Consider the following 16,425-nt stretch of genomic DNA (forward strand, 5'->3'; position numbering starts at 1 on the left):
CGAGGTTCACCGTATTGCATCACCGCGTCACCGCGAACGGCGCTCCCGGATGCGCATGGACAGCTCGATGGGCGTGCCGTCGAACCCGAACTCCTCACGCAGCCGCCGCTCCAGGAACCGTCGATACGAGGCCTCAAGAAAGCCGGTAGTGAACAGCACGAACCGCGGCGGGCGCGTATCGGCCTGCGTCGCGAACATGATCCGTGGTTGCTTGCCGCCACGCACCGGGTGGGGATGGGCGGCCACGACATCACCGAAAAAGGCGTTGAGCTTCGCCGTCGGCACCCGCGTCGACCACCCGTCGAGGGCGGTGTCCATCGCCGTCACCAACCGGTCAACCCGCCGCCCGGTCAGCGCCGAGACGTTGACCCTGGGAGCCCACGACACGTGCTTGAGCTGGCGATCGATCTCGCGTTCCAGCATGATCCGGCGCTCGTCGTCCAGCAGATCCCACTTGTTGTAGGCGAGAACCAGTGCCCGTCCGGCATCGACCACCATGGAGATGATCCGCAGATCCTGCTCGGACAGCGGCTCGCTCGCGTCGACCAGGACAATGGCCACCTCGGCTCGATCCAGCGCCGCCGAAGTACGCAGGGACGCGTAATACTCCGCTCCGGACGCCTCGCGCACCCGGCGGCGGATACCGGCAGTATCGACGAACCACCATTCCCGGTCCCCCAAGACGATCAGCTCGTCCACCGGGTCCACGGTGGTGCCCGCCACGGGATCGACGACGGCCCGGTTCTCGCGTGCCAGCGTGTTCAGCAGGCTCGACTTGCCGACGTTCGGCCGGCCGACGAGCGCCACGCGGCGCGGACCCTCCTCCTCGTCGAACGCTTCCTGTGGCGCATCCGGCAACGCGTCCAGCACGGCGTCGAGAAGGTCACCGCTGCCCCGCCCGTGCAGTGCCGACACCGCGTGTGGCTCGCCCAGTCCGAGGTTCCACAGTGCCGCCGCGTCGGCCTCGCCGGACGGACCGTCGACCTTGTTGGCCGCCAGGACCACGGGTTTACCGGACCGGCGCAGTACGCGCACCACGGACTCGTCCGCGTCCGTCGCCCCGACCACCGAGTCGACGACGAAGATCACCACGTCCGCCGTAGCGACGGCCATCTCGGCCTGCTCGGTGATCCGGGCGGCCATGCCCTGCGCGTCGGGGTTCCAACCGCCCGTGTCGAGCAAGGTGAACGCCCGGCCGGCCCACGCCGTCTCGTAGGCCACCCGATCCCTCGTCACACCCGGAACGTCCTCCACGACGGCCGCGCGCCGGCCCAGTATCCTGTTGACCAGCGTCGACTTGCCGACGTTCGGCCGGCCCACCACGGCGACCACGGGCAGCGGACCCTGCTCGGTCGCCGCCTGCATGGTCTCCACACGCTCGTTCACTCGTCTCTCCTCACCAGGGTCCCGTTCCGGAGCCCCGCAGCATGGCCTGTGCGCTCTCATGATGTGCCACGAGCTCGGTGCGCAGGTGTGACGTGGCCGCCTCGAGCGCCGCCTTACCACGCCGTCCGTCCGCCGACAGCGTGATCGGCTGGCCGAAGACCACGTCGAGTCGCTCCCGGAACCGGGGTATCGCACCGAGCGTGCGCCCGCGCCTGCCGGTGCCGCCGAAAACCACCGGAACGACGGGTGCACCGGAACGCAGCGCGAACCACGCCAGGCCGGTCCGCAGGTCCTGGAAGTCTCCCGCACCACGGGTACCTTCGGGGAACACGACCAGGACCCGCTCGTCTTCCAGCACACCCAAGCCGGCCTCCAGCAGATCGCGTCCCGGTCCGTCCCGGTCGAGGGGAATCTGCCCCACGGCGCGCAGGACCCAGCCCACCGGCCCGCGGAAGAGCTCCTTCTTGGCCAGCGTGTGCACCGGGCGCGGCGAGGTCGCCACCAACAGCGGCGCATCCATGAACCCGGTGTGATTCGGCGCCAAGATGACCGGGCCGGAGGCGGGCACGTGTTCCGATCCGTGGCAGTTCACCGACCACGCGAGCCGGGCCAGCATCCCGGCCAGGCGTCGGCCGACTGCTGCGCCCCGCCGTCCCGGCACCGGCGAAGCCGCGCTCATGGTGCTATCCCGGTCCGTTTCTCCACCAGCTCCAGAACGGCCGCGACAACGTCGTTCAAACTCATCTGGGACGAGTCCACCACGTCGACGCCCTCGGCGGCATCCTGGAAGCTGGCGACCGTGGAATCGTCCGCATCGCGCCGGAGTACCTCGTCACGGGTCGCGGCGACGGCCGAATCATCCACCGAGCCGTGCAGCTCGTGCGCACGCCGGGCGAGACGCTCGTCCTCGCTCGCGGTCAGTAGCACTCGTACCGGCGCCTCGGGGGCCACCACGGTGGTGATGTCGCGTCCCTCGATGATCACGCCTCCCTCGGCAGCGATCTCGCGCTGTCTGGCCACGAGATCCGCGCGCACCGTCAAGTTCGTCGCGATCTGGCTGACGGCCGCGGAAATGCGGCTCTCCCGGATCGCGGCAGCGACGTCGGTCTCACCGACATGGACCGTAGGCGAGGCGGGATCCATGCCCATCCGCACCGGAACCTGCCCCACCAGGGCGGCGACGCGCTCCGTGTCCGCGAGGTCGATGCCCTGGTCGAGCATCCACCACGTCACGGCCCGATACATCGCACCCGTATCCAGGTAGCGTAGCCCCAGGGCACTGGCGACTCGTCTGGCAACGGTGGACTTGCCAGAACTGGACGGTCCATCGATCGCCACGACCAGGTCAGCCGTAGCCGGATTCGAACGCGAAAGCACGACCAAAGGGTACTAGGCGTGCACGTGCCAGCCACGCGCGGTCAACGCCGCTCGTAGTTCGGTGTCGACGCCGGGTCGGACATCGATCTCCACCATGCCGACGGCCTGCCCCGGACTGTGGTCGATGCGCACGTCCTCGACATTGGAGCCGGCAGCGCCGACGTCGGCGAACAGGCGGGCCAGCTGGCCGGGTTTGTCGTCCACCACCACGGCCACGGTGGCGAACTCGGTGTGCGCCGCACCATGCTTGCCCGGCAGCCGCGACCTGCCGTCGACACCGGCGCGCATCAGCCGGTAGAGATCGGCTTGCGCCGGCTCGGCCGTGTCGAGAACGCCGATCAGCTCGTCGAGGTCGTCGCGCAGCTCGCCCAGCACCGAGCGCACTGCCAGTGCATTCGCCGTGAGGATCTCGGTCCACAGCCCGGGATCACCCGCCGCCACCCTGGTGACGTCGGCGATGCCCGGGCCCGCCAGGCGTACCTGGTGAGAGGGAGCGTCGACGAGACGCGCCGCCATCAGCACGCCCACCAGGTGCGGCACGTGCGACACCAGGGCCACCGCGGCGTCGTGCTCGCTCGCCGTCATCGTCACCGGCGCCGCGCCGACCATCCGCGCGACGCTCAGCGCACGCGTCACCGCTTGCTGATGCGTGTGCTCGTCCGGGCAGATCACCCACGGACGGCCCTCGAACAGGTCCGGCAAGGCCGCACCGGGCCCCGAGATCTCGCGCCCGGCCATCGGATGACTACCGACGTACCGTCCGAAATCGTGCGCGTGGGCGCGCACCTGGGTACCCGGCAGGACCTTCACACTCGCGACGTCGGTCGCGTACTCTGCCTCGCTCCGGCCGAGGACGCCGGCGACGACCTCGCCGACCGCCTCTGGAGGCACCGCCACCACGGCCAGCTGCGCGGTCTGATCGTCCGGCTCGGCTGGACGACCGGCGCCGCGGCGAACTGCCTCGGCGAGCATCTCGGGTTTGCTGTCGCGCAGCCGGACATCGACACCCGCGCTGGACAGGGCCAGACCGACGGAGGTACCCAGCAACCCCGCGCCGACGATCAGCACGCTCTCCAGGTCGTTGCGGGTGTCGCTCACCGATCGTCCTCGTTCGGGCCGTTCCCGGCGATGTCGTCCCGCAGCACCGTCGTCCCGTGCAGGTAGACATGCCGCATGTCTTCCCGCGGTCGGGGAGTTTCGATATGGGCCATCAGCCGCACCACACGGGGCATCGCGCCCGCGATGTCGAGCTCTTGGGCACACAACAGCGGCACGTCGGTGATGCCGAGCGCGCGAACCGCGGCGGCCGGGAACGCCGAACGCAGGTCGGGAGTCGCGGTCAAGAAGATGCTGATGACGTCGTCCGAGGTCAGGTCGTTACGCTTGAGCACCTCTTGCATGAGCTCCGACGTCCGGTTCAGCAGATGCTCATGCTCGTCGACGTCGAGCTGGGTCGCTCCTCGCACGGCTCGTATGTTCACCATTCCCCCGTTCGTCCATCCGCGAGGCCCGACCACGTCCGAGCCTGTCCGGCCATCCGGTCCCGCACTGCTGCATCATTCACGTAAAGCACGGTACCGTCATCGTCGCCGACATGGCGACGCGCCACGTGCTCGAGAGATGCTCAGAGCCCGACGTCGTGATACAGCCTGCCCGTCTCCTGCAGGGTCAGCTCCCGGGTCTGCCCCGGCGGGAGCTCACCAAGAGCGACCGGCCCGACGTGCGTGCGCACGAGGCGTCGCACCGGATGGCCGACGGCCTCCAGGAGCCGGCGGACGATGTGTTTGCGGCCCTCGTGCAACACCACCTCGACCATGGCCCGCGAGCCGAACCGCTCCCTCACCCGGAACGAGTCCACGCTCGCTTCGCCGTCGTCGAGCTCCACACCGGCGCGCAGCCGCCGCCCGACGTCCGGGCGAACGGGGCCGGGAACCTCGGCGACATACGTCTTCGACACGCCATAGCTCGGATGCGTGAGCCGGTGCGCCAACTCGCCGTCGTTGGTCAGCAGCAACAGTCCCTCGGTGTCCGCGTCGAGCCGGCCGACGTGGAAAAGCCGCTCCTCGCGATCCTGGACATACTCCGCCAGAGTGGGCCGGCCATGCGGATCGCTCATGGCGCTCACCACGCCTCGGGGCTTGTTCAGTGCCAGATACACCCTGCCCGACTCCGCGGTGGTGACCCGCAGGCCGTCGACCTTGATCACCGACCGCGCCGGATCCACCCGCGTGCCCATCACGTGGACCGTCTCGCCATCCACCTCGACGCGTCCCGCGGCGATGAGTTCCTCGCAGGCGCGCCGGCTGCCGACACCGGCCGCGGCCAGAACCTTCTGCAGCCGGACACCATCGCCGGCGTCACTCATCGGCGCTCGGGTCGGTGGACGTGAGCGCCGCCTGGCTGGGCACCGCGCGGCTCTCTCCGGGCTCGCTTTCGACGTCCTCGGCCTCCGGGAGGTAATCCGCCAGCGGCGGAAGCTCGTCGAGCGAGTTCATCCCCATCCGTTCCAGGAAGAACGATGTGGTGCGGTAGAGGATCGCGCCCGACTCGTGATCGACGCCGCCCTCTTCGACCAGGCCACGTGTGGTCAGCGTGCGCATCACGCCGTCACAGTTGACGCCCCGCACCGCCGAGACGCGGGCCCGGCTGACGGGCTGCCGGTACGCGACGATCGCCAACGTTTCCAGGGCCGCCTGGGTCAGTTTCGCCTGCTGCCCGTCCCGGATGAATCGCTCCACCAGCGCCGCGCAGTCCGGATGGGTGTAAAAGCGCCACCCACCGGCCACCGACCGCAGGTCGAACCCGCGCCCGGCGTCCGCATACTCCTGAGCCAGCGCCTGAAGTGCCGCCTCGACCTCAGCGCGCGGGGTCTCCAGGACCTGAGCGAGGGTGACCTCGTCGATCGGCTCGTCGGCCACCATGAGGATCGCCTCGAGTGACGCGTGCAAGCCCGGCTCGCCCTGCTCGCCATGTTGGCGGTGCTCGCCGTGTTCGCCACCGTCCCGGCCGTCCACATGTGGCTGGCCGTTCGGCTGCTCACTGCTCACTCGTTCTCCCCCACCAGCTCTGGTTCGTCGAACTCGTCACTCACCCCGACCGGAGTGTCGTCATCGTCGTCGCCGATCCACCGGATAGTCAGCTCGCCCAGCGGATTCACCTGTTCGAACGCCACCACGCGCTCACGGTACAGCTCCAGCAAGGCGAGGAAGCGTGCCACCACGTGCGTCGTGGACGGGCAGTCCGCAGCCAACGCCCGGAAGGTGACCTGACGCGCCGCGCGCAGCCAGTCGACCACCACACTGGCCTGCTCGCGCACGCTTACCCGGGGCTCGTGCAAGTGCGCCATCCCGACCTTCGGTTCCGGGCGCGGAGCGAGCACCTTGCCGGCGAGCTGGGCCAATTCGTGGGGACCGAGCCCGACCACCACTTCCGGCAAGAGATTCGCATACCGCTCTTCGAGACCGACCGCACGTGGGAAGCGCAGCGCTTCCGCCGCCATCCGGTCCGCGAAGACACCGGACAGCTCCTTGAACGCCTTGTACTGCAACAGGCGAGCGAAGAGCAGGTCGCGGGCCTCCAACAGCGCCAGATCTTCCTCGTCCTCGACTTCGCCGCTGGGCAGCAGTCGGGCCGCCTTGAGATCGAGCAGCGTGGCCGCCACGAGCAGGAACTGGCTTGCCTCGTCCAGATCCCACTCCGCAGCCCGGATGTAATCGATGAACTCGTCCGTGACCTGCGACAGCGCCAGCTCGGTGACATCCAGCTTGTGCTTGGAGATCAGGGTGAGCAGGAGGTCGAACGGCCCCTCGAAATTGTCGAGGTGGACCGTGAACCCCTCGCCGTCGTGCTCGCCCTCGGCGCCGGACCCCGCATCGTCGACGTCGAACAGCAGCTCGGGCTCGGTGTCGCTGGTCACGGCCAACGAGCCAGCACCTCCCTGGCGAGCTGCTGGTACGCCCGGGCACCGGGAGATGTCGGGGCGAACGTGGTGATCGGCAAACCGGCGACCGTCGTCTCCGGGAAGCGGACGGTGCGGCCGACAACAGTGTGGAACACGCGATCGTCGAATCCTTCGATCAGCCGGTTGAGCACCTCCCGGCCGTGCACGGTCCGGGCGTCGTACATCGTCGCCAGCAGGCCCTCGATGGTCAGCTTCGGGTTGAGACGGTCGCGGACCTTCTCGATGGTCTCCTGCAGCAAGGCCACGCCGCGCAACGCGAAGTACTCGCACTCCAAAGGAATGATCACACCATCCGAGGCGCTCAGCGCGTTGACCGTCAGCAGCCCGAGCGAGGGCTGGCAGTCGATGAGGATCACGTCGTAATGCGCGACGAACGGCTGCAGCACGCGTGCCAGCGCCTGCTCCCGGCCCACTTCGGTGACCAGCTGAATCTCCGCCGCGGACAGATCGATGTTGGCCGGCAGCAGATCCATCCCGTTGATCGGTGTCTTCTGCATGATATCGGCGGCATCGAGCGAGCCGTCCATCAGCACGTTGTAGATCGACAGGTCCAGATCATGCGCGTCCAGGCCCAAGCCGACCGACAGCGCACCCTGCGGATCGAAATCGACCAGCAGGACCCGCCGGCCATAGTCGGCCAAGGCGGCACCGAGATTGATGGTGCTGGTGGTCTTGCCGACGCCACCCTTCTGGTTGCACATGGCCACGATCCGCGCCGGACCATGCTTCTGGACGGGGCCTGGCGGCGGGAATTCGACACGCGGACGCTGGGTCGGGCCAAGGTCGAACTCTTCATCCTCGGCCGAAGCATCCGAGGCGGCGCCGACGCCTTCGAGCGGAAGCACACCGCCCGAAGCGTCTCGGGTCGACGATGCCACGGCTTTCAGAGCTCCTCCGTGTGATGGTCATACGGTCTCAGAGTGAGCCTACTCGCTGTGTCCACCTGTGCACGGTAGACGCCCCGCGGGAAATTCCAGATCATTTTCGGCGGCTGCGCCACGCCCGCGTGGTCGTCGACGATCGTGCACATGTCCATGGAGGCGATCGTTGACGATCAGTCATGGGATGCGCCAACGCCACACCTGCCAGGGCTGGCGTCAGTCGTTCGTGGCGGCACCGCGCAGGTGGGCGATGACCTTTTCGGCGCCGTCACCGAGTGCGTCGAGCTGCTCCGGGGTGAGCAGGTCGATGAAATTCCGGCGTACGGACTCCACGTGCCTGGGAGCGGCCTCGTCCATGAGGCGCAGGCCCTCCGCGGTGAGCACGGCATCGATGGCGCGCGAGTCCTCGGGATGCTTCTCGCACTCCTCGCGTCGTACCAGCCCGCGCCGCTGCATCCGGCTGAGCTGGTGCGAGAGCCGGCTTTTCGACCACAGCGTCCGACGCGCGAGCTCGATCAGACGCATCCGGTGGCCCGGCGCTTCGGAGAGCACGGTGAGGACGGTGTAGTCGGCGTCGGACAGCCCGCTCTCCTGGTTCAGGTCGCGGGCGATCTGCAGATCCAGAAGATCGCGCATCTGCCGGTAGCCACGCCACGCCCGCGCCTCACGCTCGTCGAGCCATCGCGGTTCATCCATGAGGTGTCACTGTAATCCGGCCGGGTTGACGTGTCAACTCAACGCTCCTAGGCTTTGAGTTGACACATCAACCCGCAAGGAGGCGTCATGCCACAGCTCGCCGTCATCGTCGCGAGTACCCGACCAGGCCGGGCCGGCCCGGCCATCGCCGACTGGTTCCTCGCCCGGGCCAAGGACCACGGCGAACTCGACGCCGGCCTCGTCGACCTCGCCGAGGTGAACCTGCCGTTCCTCGACGAGCCCGAGCACCCGTCACGGGGCCACTACCTGCACCCGCACACCAGGCGATGGAGCGCGATCGTCGCATCGACGGACGCGTTCGCGCTGGTCCTGCCCGAATACAACGGCGGCCTGCCAGCGCCGTTGAAGAACGCACTGGACTTCCTCTACGAGGAATGGGCGCACAAACCGGTCGGGCTCGTCAGCTACGGCATGGGATCGGCCGGCAAGCACGCGGCTGGCATGGCCGAGCAGGTCGTCACGGCGTTGCGCATGCGGCCGGCACCGACGAGGGTGGCCGTTCCGCTGCGAGAATGTTTCGGCGGCGAGGCGGTGCACCCGAACGAGGCCATGGAGTCCGCAGCCCACGGCATGCTCGACGAACTCACGTCGATGACCGGGGCGACACGCGAGGAAGGCAGTGGTGTCCGATGAAAGCGGTGGTCTTCGACCGGCACGGAACGCCGGACGAGCTGCATCTCGCTGATATGGAGCGGCCGCATCCCGGACCCGGAGAGGTCCGAGTCCGGGTGCGCGCCGCGGGGATCCAACCCTTCGACGTCGGAGTCCGCGGCGGATCGCTCCCGTTCCCGGTGACGTTCCCCCAACAGCTCGGCAACGAGTTCTCCGGGGTGGTGGACCGCGTCGGCGACGATGCCGGCGAGTGGGCCGCGGGTGACGAGGTGCTCGGATGGGCATTCATGAGATCCCTCGCCGAGTACGTGGTCACCGGCGCGGACTCGATCGTGAGCAAGCCCCCGGACATGCCGTGGGACGTCGCCGGCGGGCTGTCCTCGTCGGGCGCGACCGCGTACACCGCGCTGCGCGTGCTCGACATCCGTCCGCGTGACACGCTGCTCGTCCACGCCGCGGCCGGCGGGACGGGAACGATCGCCACCCAGCTCGCCCGCGCGTGGGGTGCCAGCGTCATCGGCACGGCCAGTGAGGCCAACCACGCGTATCTGGCGCAGCTGGGCGCGACGCCGGTCTCGTACGGCGACGGCCTGGTCGAACGGGTGCGTGCCGTGGCACCCGACGGCGTGGATGCCGCACTCGATGCCGTGGGCGGGCAGGCGCTGCACGATTCTGTCGACCTCGTCCGGGACAAGAACCGGATCGCCACGCTCGTCGACCACGAGCTGGCCGACGAGCTCGGTGTCGTCGGGGTGCGTGCGCAGCGTGTTCCCGAACAGCTCGGCGACCTCGTCTCCCTATACCAGCGGGGTGCGCTGCGCATGCCGATCCGGGAACGATTCCCCCTGGCCGCGATCGCCGATGCGCATCGCCTCGTGGAGACCGGGCACGGCCGGGGAAAGGTCGTCGTTACGCTCGATGATTGAGGGCCGTGCGGGGTGACGGTGGCGACTTCGATACTCACACGTGCGAGAACTTCGCCGGATCGGCGAATTGATGCATGTTTCGGCATCGAAGTCACGTCACCACCAGAGCGTGCCGCAACTGGCCCCGTGTAGTCCGTGGCCAGCCCGTCCGCCGCTGCCGTGTTCGCACTGTCAACCGCGGCAATCCGCAGGAACGCGAACCAACGGTGATGGGCAGACGAGGGAGTTCTTCCGTCCCTCTAGCGCGGTCGGTTCCTGGCCGGGTGTGCTCGTCGCCCGCCGGTGGTCATGAAGAACTGGGCGGCGGTGAGCTGCACACCCTGTGACCAGGTGGGATAGGCATGCGTCGCCGCGGCCAGCCGCCCGGTGAACATGTGGGTGGCCATGGCCAGCGCCGGTTCGTGGATCATCTCGCCGGCACGCTCGGCCACGATGGTGGCGCCCAGAACGCGTCCGCCGCCGGTCCCCCGCAACAACCGGCGGGGACCGGCGACGAGCTTGATGAAGCCGTCGGTGCTGCCGGCAGCGAGAGCACGATCCACCTCAGCCATCGGCAGGTACGCCACCCGGGCACCCGCGCCCGCCGCGTCCTCCGTCACCCCCACCTGGGCGACCTCTGGCGTGGTGAAGGTGACCCACGGCGTCGGCTCGGGCCGGTAGCGACTCCGGCGCCGGCGCAACGAGTTCGCCGCTGCGAGGCGACCCATCTCATAGGCAGCGTGCGTGAACGGCAGCCGGCCGGTGACATCACCCGCGGCGTACACGCCACGGGTGGTGGTGGCCAGGTACTGGTCGGTGACGACGCGGCCGTCCTCGTGGCATTCGACACCGGCTGCCGCGAGGCCGAGCTCATCGGAGATGGGCACGCGCCCGGTGGCGACCAGTAGGCGTTCCGCCTCGACGGTCGTCGCATCGGACAGCGAGACCCGCACGCCGCTACGGGCACGCGCCGCCCCGGTTACCCGGGTGCCGGTGCGGACGTCGACGCCGTCACATGCCAGCACCTCGCCGACGACGTCCGAGGCCTGCGCTTCTTGTCGGGGCAACAGCCGAGCGTCCGCTTCGACGAGCGTCACGGCCGTGCCGAAACGTGCGAAAGCCTGTGCGAGCTCGCATCCGATGGGTCCACCGCCGAGCACCACGAGGGAGGCGGGACGGTCGGTGAGATCGAAGATCGTCTCATTGGTGAGGTACGCCGATCCGGACAGCCCAGGCACGGCCGGGACGGCCGGGCGCGAGCCGGTGGCGACCACGGCTCGCTTCGCGGGCATCGTCGTGCCTTCCACGGTGACCTTGCCCGGCGCGGTGAACGCGGCCTTGCCGAGCACGACGTCGACACCTTCCGCACGCAGCGATTCGGCGTTCTCGGTGGCAGCGATCCGCGCCACGACATCGTGCAGCCGTTGCGTGGCGTCGCCGAACGGCACTCCCCGGTTAGCCGCTTCGATCAGGGTCTTCGAGGGCACGCAACCGTGGAACGTGCAGTCCCCTCCCGGCTGGCCGTCAGACACGAGCACCGTACGAGCTCCGCGACGCGCCGCGGCACGGGCCGCGCCCAGACCGGCCGCTCCCCCGCCAATAACGATCAGGTCGGGATCACGCACGCCGGTGTCTCGGCCCCACCTCACGAGAGATCACGCAAGGCGTCCTCGATGCCCCGGTGAAATGTCGGGTAGGCGTAGATCATGTGGCGCAGCCGCTCCACGGGTACCTCACCGTGCACCGCCACCGCGAGGGCCCCCAGGACCTCGCCGCCGGTCGGCCCGGCCGAGGTGGCGCCGACGAGGACACCGCGCTCGGCATCCGCGACCAGCTTGATAGCGCCGTCGTTGCCGGCCTTGTGGATGAAACCACGCGCCGTAGACGGCACCTCGGCGACACCGGTCTGCACGGCGAGGTTGGCCTCGCGTGCCTGCTGTTCCGTGAGACCGACCGCGCCGATCTCGGGATCGGTGAACGTCACCCTCGGCAGCGCCCGGTAATCGGCCAGGGGCCCGTCCTCACCGAGGATCTCCCGGACAACGATGCCGGCCTGATACGTCGCGACATGGGTGAAGGCACCCCGCCCGGTGACATCGCCCACGGCCCACAGATTCTCACCGGCACGCAGGCGATCGTCGACGGCGACACGCGGCGCGGACGGATCCAGGCCCACCGTGTCGACACCGAGCCGTCCGAGATCGGCACGGCGCCCGACCGACACCAGCAGCCGCTCCGCATCCAGGCCGCTCCCGTCCTGCAACGTCAGGGTGAAACGGTCGCCGTCGCGCCCGACCTTCGCGGCGCGGCTGTCCGTGTGCACGGCAATCCCGTCAGCTTCCAGGGCCGTCCGGGCGATCCGCGACGCCTCCGGCTCCTCGCCCGGCAACACGCGATCCTGCGCCTCGACCACCGTCACCCGCGAACCGAACCGGGCATAAGCTTGCGCCAATTCCAGGCCAATCGCGCCACCGCCAAGCACCAGCAGCGACTCGGGCACCTCCGCGGCCTCGAGCGCCTGGCGGTTCGTCCAATACGGCGTGCCGGCCAGCCCGTCGATCGGCGGGATGATCGGCGACGTGCCCGCTGCCAGCACCACGCCGCGCCGCGCCTCGAACGTGGTGCCGTCCACCTCGACCCGGCCCGGGCCAGCTAGCTTTCCCCAGCCCCGGACGAGCCGGCCTCCCCGGCCGGTGAACCGCTCTGCGGCGATGCGATCGTCCCAGTTCGTGGTGGCCTCGTCCCGGATCCGCCGCGCCACCGGCGTCCAATCCGGGCTCACCTCGGCCCGCCCGGACATGCCGTTGGCCCGGCGCGTCTCGGCAACCAGGTCTCCCGCGCGTATGGCCATCTTGCTGGGAATGCATCCCCAATACGGGCACTCGCCGCCGACCAGCTCGCCCTCGATGGCAACCACGTCGAGACCAGCATCCGCCAGGGACCCAGCGACCGTCTCCCCGCCGACACCCATGCCGACAACGACGACGTCGACCTGCTCGTTCATCACACCTTCTCCTCATCCACGATTTCGATGCCGCCATAGAACGCGACATACTTCTTGATCTTGCGGGCCAACGGGAACGGCCTGCGGTAGCTCCACGCTGCGTCCGGGAGCTCGACCCCGTCGACCGAAACCGTGTAATACGAGGCAATACCCTTCCACGGGCACAAGGTGCGTGTCCGGGTCGCAGTGAAATACTCCGGGTTGATCGCGCCTGGCGGGAAATAGCGCTGGCCTTCGACCATCGTCGTCTCGTCGCTCTCGGCGACGACGGCGCCGTTCCATATCGCGCGAACCATGGCGAGTCTCCTCCGCGTGTTGGCTGCACCAGGTAAACGAGTACGGAACGGCAACCGCCAGGGTGATTGTCAGGCCGCTGACACTCCACCCGCGTTTTCGATACCGCGTCCATGGTTCTGGGGAGTTTGCCCTCTGCCTCGATCCCCACCCGCCGACGGACGACCCCACCGACCTCGGCTTCCCGCCGGGCAGCCCGGCCGGTGTCGTCCTCACGTTGATCCTTGAGGCGGGATAATGTCATCTACGACGGGCGCATAGTACAGTCGAATTCGTGGCAGATCGCGCGCGAGAGCTGAGCAATCTCTTCGGTCCCCTCGGTGCCGAGGTCATGGACACGTTGTGGTCCTCGGACGAGCCGATGACCGTTCGTGCGGTGCTGGAGGGGCTCAACCGGCGCCGCACGGAGCCACTCGCCTACACGACCGTGATGACCGTGCTCGGCCGATTGGCCGAACGCGGAGCCGCCACCCGCACGCGGTCCGGCCGGGGCTACGTCTACCAGCCCGCGGTGCGAGACGCTGCCGAACTCGCGGTGCGTGATGTTGTCCGTGATCACGGCGATGCTGCCATCGCCCACTTCGTCGATCAGGCGAGCGCCGACCCCGAGCTGCGAGATCGTTTGCGGGCACTGCTGGAGCCAGGGGGTGAGCCGACATGAGGTCACACGCCACCCGGCACCTGGCGCACGGCGTCCTGCTGGGGGCGCTCGCTGTCACGGCGGTCGACGGCCTCGTCATACTGGGCAGCTATCTCGTGATGCTGACCTCGGTGATCGGTGGGCCTGCTTCGCTGCCCGAGCTGACGCCGTCGGTGGTGGCGTTCGGGGTTCTAATGATCACGTTCTGGTCGAGCGTGGCGTTCGGTGGGCTGAGCGCGCTCGCACGGCAGGGCACGCGCACCGTCAGGCTGGCGCGCTGGGTCGCCCGGGCCGCGGTTCCCGCCTCACCGAAGCTTGCCGCCGCGGCCGGCCGTGCCGAATCGCCGGCACCTGTCCTGGAGATTCCTGACCAGACGCCGTACGCGTTCACCTACGGAATCTGGCGCCCGCGTGTCGTCGCCAGCGCGGGTCTGGTAAACTCGGCGACGCGCGACGAGCTCGCCGCCGTGCTGCGGCACGAGAGCTACCACGTGCGCCACCGGGACCCACTCAAGGTACTCGCCCTGCGTACGTGGGCCGCGGCGCTCTTCTTCGTTCCGCTCGTGAGCCGCTTTCTTGCGCGTGTTCTCGATCACCAGGAGCTCAAGGCCGACCGCGCGGCCATGCACGATTGTGGCGTGCCTCCCGTCGCCGGCGCGTTGCTCAAATCCGCCGGCGAGCCATCCACGATGCCGGGCACCGCCGTGGCGGCAATGGGTGGCCCGGCACTCCTCGACACGCGCGTGGCCCAACTGGAGACCGGTCACGCCCCGCGACTCTGCCGCCCCGTTCCGCCGTCCGTGCTGTTCACCAGCCTTCCGGGGATCGCGCTCATCGCCAGCTACGGCGTCCTCCTCTATCACGTCTGCATCGCTTCCCAGATGTGCTGCCTGGTCTGAGCCGACGTGACATTCCGCGTGGCACGACGTAGCAAGTACTATAAGTTTATAGTACTATATCTGAATAGTAATTCAGTCGGGCAACAACACCGATACGGAGGCTCCGACATGTCCACCCGTCCAGACCACCACGAACCCGAAGGCGCTACGCACGCCGTCGCCCGCCAGCGCAAGCTCTGGAACCGGCAGGCTCCCCGATACGACCGCCAGATCGCGTTCTGGGAACGGCATCTCTTCGACGATGCCCGCGCGTGGACCTGTGCCCGCGCGTCCGGCAGCGTCCTGGAGGTCGCTGCCGGAACCGCCCGGAACCTGCCCTACTACAGCGCGGACATCCAGTTCACCGGACTCGACGTCAGCCCGGCCATGCTGGACATCGCCGCCGACCGCGCCCGCGACCTCGGCCGCACGGTGCAACTCGACGACGGGGACGCCCACGCGCTCCCCTACGACGACGCCACGTTCGACACGGTCGTCTGTACCTTCTCGCTGTGCAACATCCCCGACCATCGTCGCGCCATCACCGAGATGTATCGGGTCCTGCGCCCGGGCGGCACGCTCCTGCTCGCCGACCACGTGGTCAGCACGAGCCGCCCGATCGCCGTCCTGCAGAAAGTGATCGAGAAGGCGACGTTCTGGCTGGTCGCAGATTCACAAACCCGCAGGCCCATGCCGCTCGTCGTCGACACAGGCTTCGTCATCGACGAGCAACGCCGGTACAAGAAAGGAATCGTCGAGCTCATTCAGGCGCACAAGCCCTCGTGACGAGGTGGCGAGCTCCTGCAGCTAGCCGTTGGCGCGCGCCGCGTGGACAGCTTACCGGGGAACATGTCCCGTGCCGGCTCGCATGTGGTGCTCGGTGACCGCGAGCCGCTCCGGCGCCGAGGAGCTCAAGTCCTCCGTGCGGCGGGCGAACCGCCGCGCCCAGGGAACGGCGGACAAGCCGTGCGCGTAGACGCTCAGGACGACGGTCGTGCCGGCTACCAACATGATCGTGTCGGCATGCGCGATCCCGGTTCGCTCCACCACGAGAAGCGCGAACAGGATTGACGCGAGACCACGCGGACCGAACTACCCCAGGAAGATCACCGTCTCGACCTGGACCTTCGACGCGATCATCGCCACGGCCACCGCAAGTACGCGCACCACCGCCAGGCTCAGCACCGCGTACGCGACGACCCGCCAGTCCAGGTCGGCCAGCCGGGGCCCGGCGATCACCGCACCGAACATGGCGAACGTGAGCATCGCCAGCAGCTCGCCCTCGGAGAACTCGTGAACGTGCGGGCACTGCTCGCGAGCTACGGTGCCGAAACACAGCCCGGCCACGAACGCGGCGATGAATCCATTGCCGGTGGTCGACTCGGCGAGCGCATACGCCAGCACCGCCAGCGCCAGGACGGACAGGCGCCGGTAGGTCGACGTCATCGATCCCATCGCGTCGAGGCGTTTGAGCATCCACCCACCCGCCGTGCCTGCCAGGACGCCCGCGGCCGCACCGAGGCCGATCTGCCGCACGGTGAACCACACCCACTCGCCGGCGGAGCCGTTCGCTCCCTCGCCGGTTGCCACCACGGCGGCCAGCAGCACCACCGGCAGGGCGAGCCCGTCGTTGAGGCCGCTCTCCACGTTCAGCGTTTGCCGGATCCGCACCAGTAGCCGCCGATCAGAGATCACAGCCGCGCCGAGTGCCGCGTCGGTGGGGACAGTCCGGCAGCCCCGCCATATTCGCCGATCAGTTCGGCTCAACCG

20 protein-coding genes are annotated in these 16,425 nt (G+C 68.8%); 5 read left to right on the forward strand and 15 right to left on the reverse strand.

Features of this window, described 5'->3' with window-relative positions; translation table 11 throughout:
- Nucleotides 1-27: 27 nt before the first annotated feature.
- From der to DPM12_RS05970, 10 genes are all read right to left on the reverse strand, one after another.
- Nucleotides 28-1,365 carry a ribosome biogenesis GTPase Der gene (gene der, locus DPM12_RS05925; protein ID WP_342778755.1) on the reverse strand — a complete coding sequence of 446 codons (1,338 nt, stop codon included), beginning with the start codon at nucleotides 1,363-1,365 and terminating at the stop codon, nucleotides 28-30.
- A 31-nt stretch (nucleotides 1,366-1,396) separates the two neighbouring features.
- Nucleotides 1,397-2,065, reverse strand: a complete 669-nt coding sequence (locus DPM12_RS05930) for a lysophospholipid acyltransferase family protein (protein WP_112257352.1) — start codon at nucleotides 2,063-2,065, stop codon at nucleotides 1,397-1,399.
- Nucleotides 2,062-2,763 (reverse strand): (d)CMP kinase, encoded by a 702-nt coding sequence (cmk, locus tag DPM12_RS05935; RefSeq protein ID WP_112257507.1) that lies wholly within the window; start codon nucleotides 2,761-2,763, stop codon nucleotides 2,062-2,064. Before cmk ends, DPM12_RS05930 begins: the two co-directional genes overlap by 4 nt.
- 12 nt (nucleotides 2,764-2,775) lie before the next feature.
- On the reverse strand, nucleotides 2,776-3,861 hold the full coding sequence (locus tag DPM12_RS05940; protein ID WP_112257353.1) for a prephenate dehydrogenase: 1,086 nt from the start codon (nucleotides 3,859-3,861) through the stop codon (nucleotides 2,776-2,778).
- Nucleotides 3,858-4,244 (reverse strand): chorismate mutase, encoded by a 387-nt coding sequence (aroH, locus tag DPM12_RS05945; protein WP_112257508.1) that lies wholly within the window; start codon nucleotides 4,242-4,244, stop codon nucleotides 3,858-3,860. The genes DPM12_RS05940 and aroH overlap by 4 nt, the downstream gene beginning before the upstream one ends.
- A 143-nt stretch (nucleotides 4,245-4,387) precedes the next feature.
- Nucleotides 4,388-5,128 (reverse strand): pseudouridine synthase, encoded by a 741-nt coding sequence (locus DPM12_RS05950; RefSeq protein ID WP_112257354.1) that lies wholly within the window; start codon nucleotides 5,126-5,128, stop codon nucleotides 4,388-4,390.
- Complete coding sequence (scpB, locus tag DPM12_RS05955; RefSeq protein ID WP_112257509.1) at nucleotides 5,121-5,684, reverse strand: SMC-Scp complex subunit ScpB; 564 nt, start codon at nucleotides 5,682-5,684, stop codon at nucleotides 5,121-5,123. Before scpB ends, DPM12_RS05950 begins: the two co-directional genes overlap by 8 nt.
- A 122-nt stretch (nucleotides 5,685-5,806) precedes the next feature.
- A complete protein-coding gene (locus tag DPM12_RS05960) occupies nucleotides 5,807-6,679 on the reverse strand; it encodes a segregation and condensation protein A (protein ID WP_245951215.1) in 873 nt (290 codons plus the stop codon).
- Nucleotides 6,676-7,602 (reverse strand): ParA family protein, encoded by a 927-nt coding sequence (locus DPM12_RS05965; RefSeq protein WP_245951208.1) that lies wholly within the window; start codon nucleotides 7,600-7,602, stop codon nucleotides 6,676-6,678. Before DPM12_RS05965 ends, DPM12_RS05960 begins: the two co-directional genes overlap by 4 nt.
- A 219-nt stretch (nucleotides 7,603-7,821) precedes the next feature.
- A complete protein-coding gene (locus DPM12_RS05970) occupies nucleotides 7,822-8,301 on the reverse strand; it encodes a MarR family winged helix-turn-helix transcriptional regulator (protein WP_112257355.1) in 480 nt (159 codons plus the stop codon).
- Between the two features lie 87 nt (nucleotides 8,302-8,388).
- Between DPM12_RS05970 and DPM12_RS05975 the strand changes: the two genes are divergently transcribed.
- Together DPM12_RS05975 and DPM12_RS05980 are read left to right on the forward strand one after the other, a co-directional pair.
- Nucleotides 8,389-8,955 carry an NADPH-dependent FMN reductase gene (locus DPM12_RS05975; protein WP_112257356.1) on the forward strand — a complete coding sequence of 189 codons (567 nt, stop codon included), beginning with the start codon at nucleotides 8,389-8,391 and terminating at the stop codon, nucleotides 8,953-8,955.
- The gene (locus DPM12_RS05980; protein ID WP_112257357.1) at nucleotides 8,952-9,860 is read left to right on the forward strand and encodes an NADP-dependent oxidoreductase; all 909 of its coding nucleotides are present in this window, start codon (nucleotides 8,952-8,954) and stop codon (nucleotides 9,858-9,860) included. The genes DPM12_RS05975 and DPM12_RS05980 overlap by 4 nt, the downstream gene beginning before the upstream one ends.
- 239 nt (nucleotides 9,861-10,099) lie before the next feature.
- On the opposite strand, the gene DPM12_RS05985 is transcribed toward DPM12_RS05980, so the two are convergent.
- Genes DPM12_RS05985 through DPM12_RS05995 form a run of 3 tightly spaced genes read right to left on the reverse strand, consistent with a single transcriptional unit; the run spans nucleotide 10,100 to nucleotide 13,139 of the window.
- Nucleotides 10,100-11,488, reverse strand: a complete 1,389-nt coding sequence (locus DPM12_RS05985; RefSeq protein WP_211658513.1) for a dihydrolipoyl dehydrogenase family protein — start codon at nucleotides 11,486-11,488, stop codon at nucleotides 10,100-10,102.
- The gene (locus DPM12_RS05990; RefSeq protein WP_112257358.1) at nucleotides 11,485-12,843 is read right to left on the reverse strand and encodes a dihydrolipoyl dehydrogenase family protein; all 1,359 of its coding nucleotides are present in this window, start codon (nucleotides 12,841-12,843) and stop codon (nucleotides 11,485-11,487) included. Before DPM12_RS05990 ends, DPM12_RS05985 begins: the two co-directional genes overlap by 4 nt.
- Entirely contained in the window at nucleotides 12,843-13,139 is a 297-nt protein-coding gene (locus tag DPM12_RS05995) for a DUF427 domain-containing protein (RefSeq protein WP_112257359.1), read from the reverse strand. Before DPM12_RS05995 ends, DPM12_RS05990 begins: the two co-directional genes overlap by 1 nt.
- Nucleotides 13,140-13,411: 272 nt before the next feature.
- Between DPM12_RS05995 and DPM12_RS06000 the strand changes: the two genes are divergently transcribed.
- The 3 genes from DPM12_RS06000 (at nucleotide 13,412) to DPM12_RS06010 (ending at nucleotide 15,441) form a co-directional block, all read left to right on the forward strand.
- Entirely contained in the window at nucleotides 13,412-13,798 is a 387-nt protein-coding gene (locus tag DPM12_RS06000; RefSeq protein WP_211658515.1) for a BlaI/MecI/CopY family transcriptional regulator, read from the forward strand.
- Nucleotides 13,795-14,676: a M56 family metallopeptidase gene (locus tag DPM12_RS06005; RefSeq protein WP_112257360.1), complete on the forward strand. Its 882-nt coding sequence runs from the start codon at nucleotides 13,795-13,797 to the stop codon at nucleotides 14,674-14,676. The genes DPM12_RS06000 and DPM12_RS06005 overlap by 4 nt, the downstream gene beginning before the upstream one ends.
- Before the next feature lie 108 nt (nucleotides 14,677-14,784).
- Nucleotides 14,785-15,441: a class I SAM-dependent methyltransferase gene (locus tag DPM12_RS06010; protein ID WP_112257361.1), complete on the forward strand. Its 657-nt coding sequence runs from the start codon at nucleotides 14,785-14,787 to the stop codon at nucleotides 15,439-15,441.
- A 51-nt stretch (nucleotides 15,442-15,492) separates the two neighbouring features.
- Here the strand turns inward: DPM12_RS06010 and DPM12_RS23535 are convergent, their stop codons facing one another.
- Entirely contained in the window at nucleotides 15,493-15,705 is a 213-nt protein-coding gene (locus DPM12_RS23535) for a hypothetical protein (RefSeq protein ID WP_211658517.1), read from the reverse strand.
- 42 nt (nucleotides 15,706-15,747) lie between these two features.
- On the reverse strand, nucleotides 15,748-16,422 hold the full coding sequence (locus DPM12_RS06015; protein ID WP_211658519.1) for a cation:proton antiporter domain-containing protein: 675 nt from the start codon (nucleotides 16,420-16,422) through the stop codon (nucleotides 15,748-15,750).
- Nucleotides 16,423-16,425 lie beyond the last annotated feature (3 nt).

The organism is Phytoactinopolyspora halophila (genome assembly GCF_003287285.1).
In the GTDB taxonomy this organism is placed as follows: Bacteria; Actinomycetota; Actinomycetes; order Jiangellales; family Jiangellaceae; genus Phytoactinopolyspora_A; species Phytoactinopolyspora_A halophila.

What these genes read in the sequence shown, in the direction of transcription:
- der (WP_342778755.1), bottom strand. Translation starts at nt 1,365, where the DNA reads ATGCAGGCGGCGACCGAGCAGGGTCCGCTGCCCGTGGTCGCCGTGGTG.
- DPM12_RS05930 (WP_112257352.1), bottom strand. Translation starts at nt 2,065, where the DNA reads ATGAGCGCGGCTTCGCCGGTGCCGGGACGGCGGGGCGCAGCAGTCGGC.
- DPM12_RS05950 (WP_112257354.1), bottom strand. Translation starts at nt 5,128, where the DNA reads ATGAGTGACGCCGGCGATGGTGTCCGGCTGCAGAAGGTTCTGGCCGCG.
- scpB (WP_112257509.1), bottom strand. Translation starts at nt 5,684, where the DNA reads ATGGTGGCCGACGAGCCGATCGACGAGGTCACCCTCGCTCAGGTCCTG.
- DPM12_RS05970 (WP_112257355.1), bottom strand. Translation starts at nt 8,301, where the DNA reads ATGGATGAACCGCGATGGCTCGACGAGCGTGAGGCGCGGGCGTGGCGT.
- DPM12_RS05975 (WP_112257356.1), top strand. Translation starts at nt 8,389, where the DNA reads ATGCCACAGCTCGCCGTCATCGTCGCGAGTACCCGACCAGGCCGGGCC.
- DPM12_RS05980 (WP_112257357.1), top strand. Translation starts at nt 8,952, where the DNA reads ATGAAAGCGGTGGTCTTCGACCGGCACGGAACGCCGGACGAGCTGCAT.
- DPM12_RS05990 (WP_112257358.1), bottom strand. Translation starts at nt 12,843, where the DNA reads ATGAACGAGCAGGTCGACGTCGTCGTTGTCGGCATGGGTGTCGGCGGG.
- DPM12_RS05995 (WP_112257359.1), bottom strand. Translation starts at nt 13,139, where the DNA reads ATGGTTCGCGCGATATGGAACGGCGCCGTCGTCGCCGAGAGCGACGAG.
- DPM12_RS06005 (WP_112257360.1), top strand. Translation starts at nt 13,795, where the DNA reads ATGAGGTCACACGCCACCCGGCACCTGGCGCACGGCGTCCTGCTGGGG.
- DPM12_RS06010 (WP_112257361.1), top strand. Translation starts at nt 14,785, where the DNA reads ATGTCCACCCGTCCAGACCACCACGAACCCGAAGGCGCTACGCACGCC.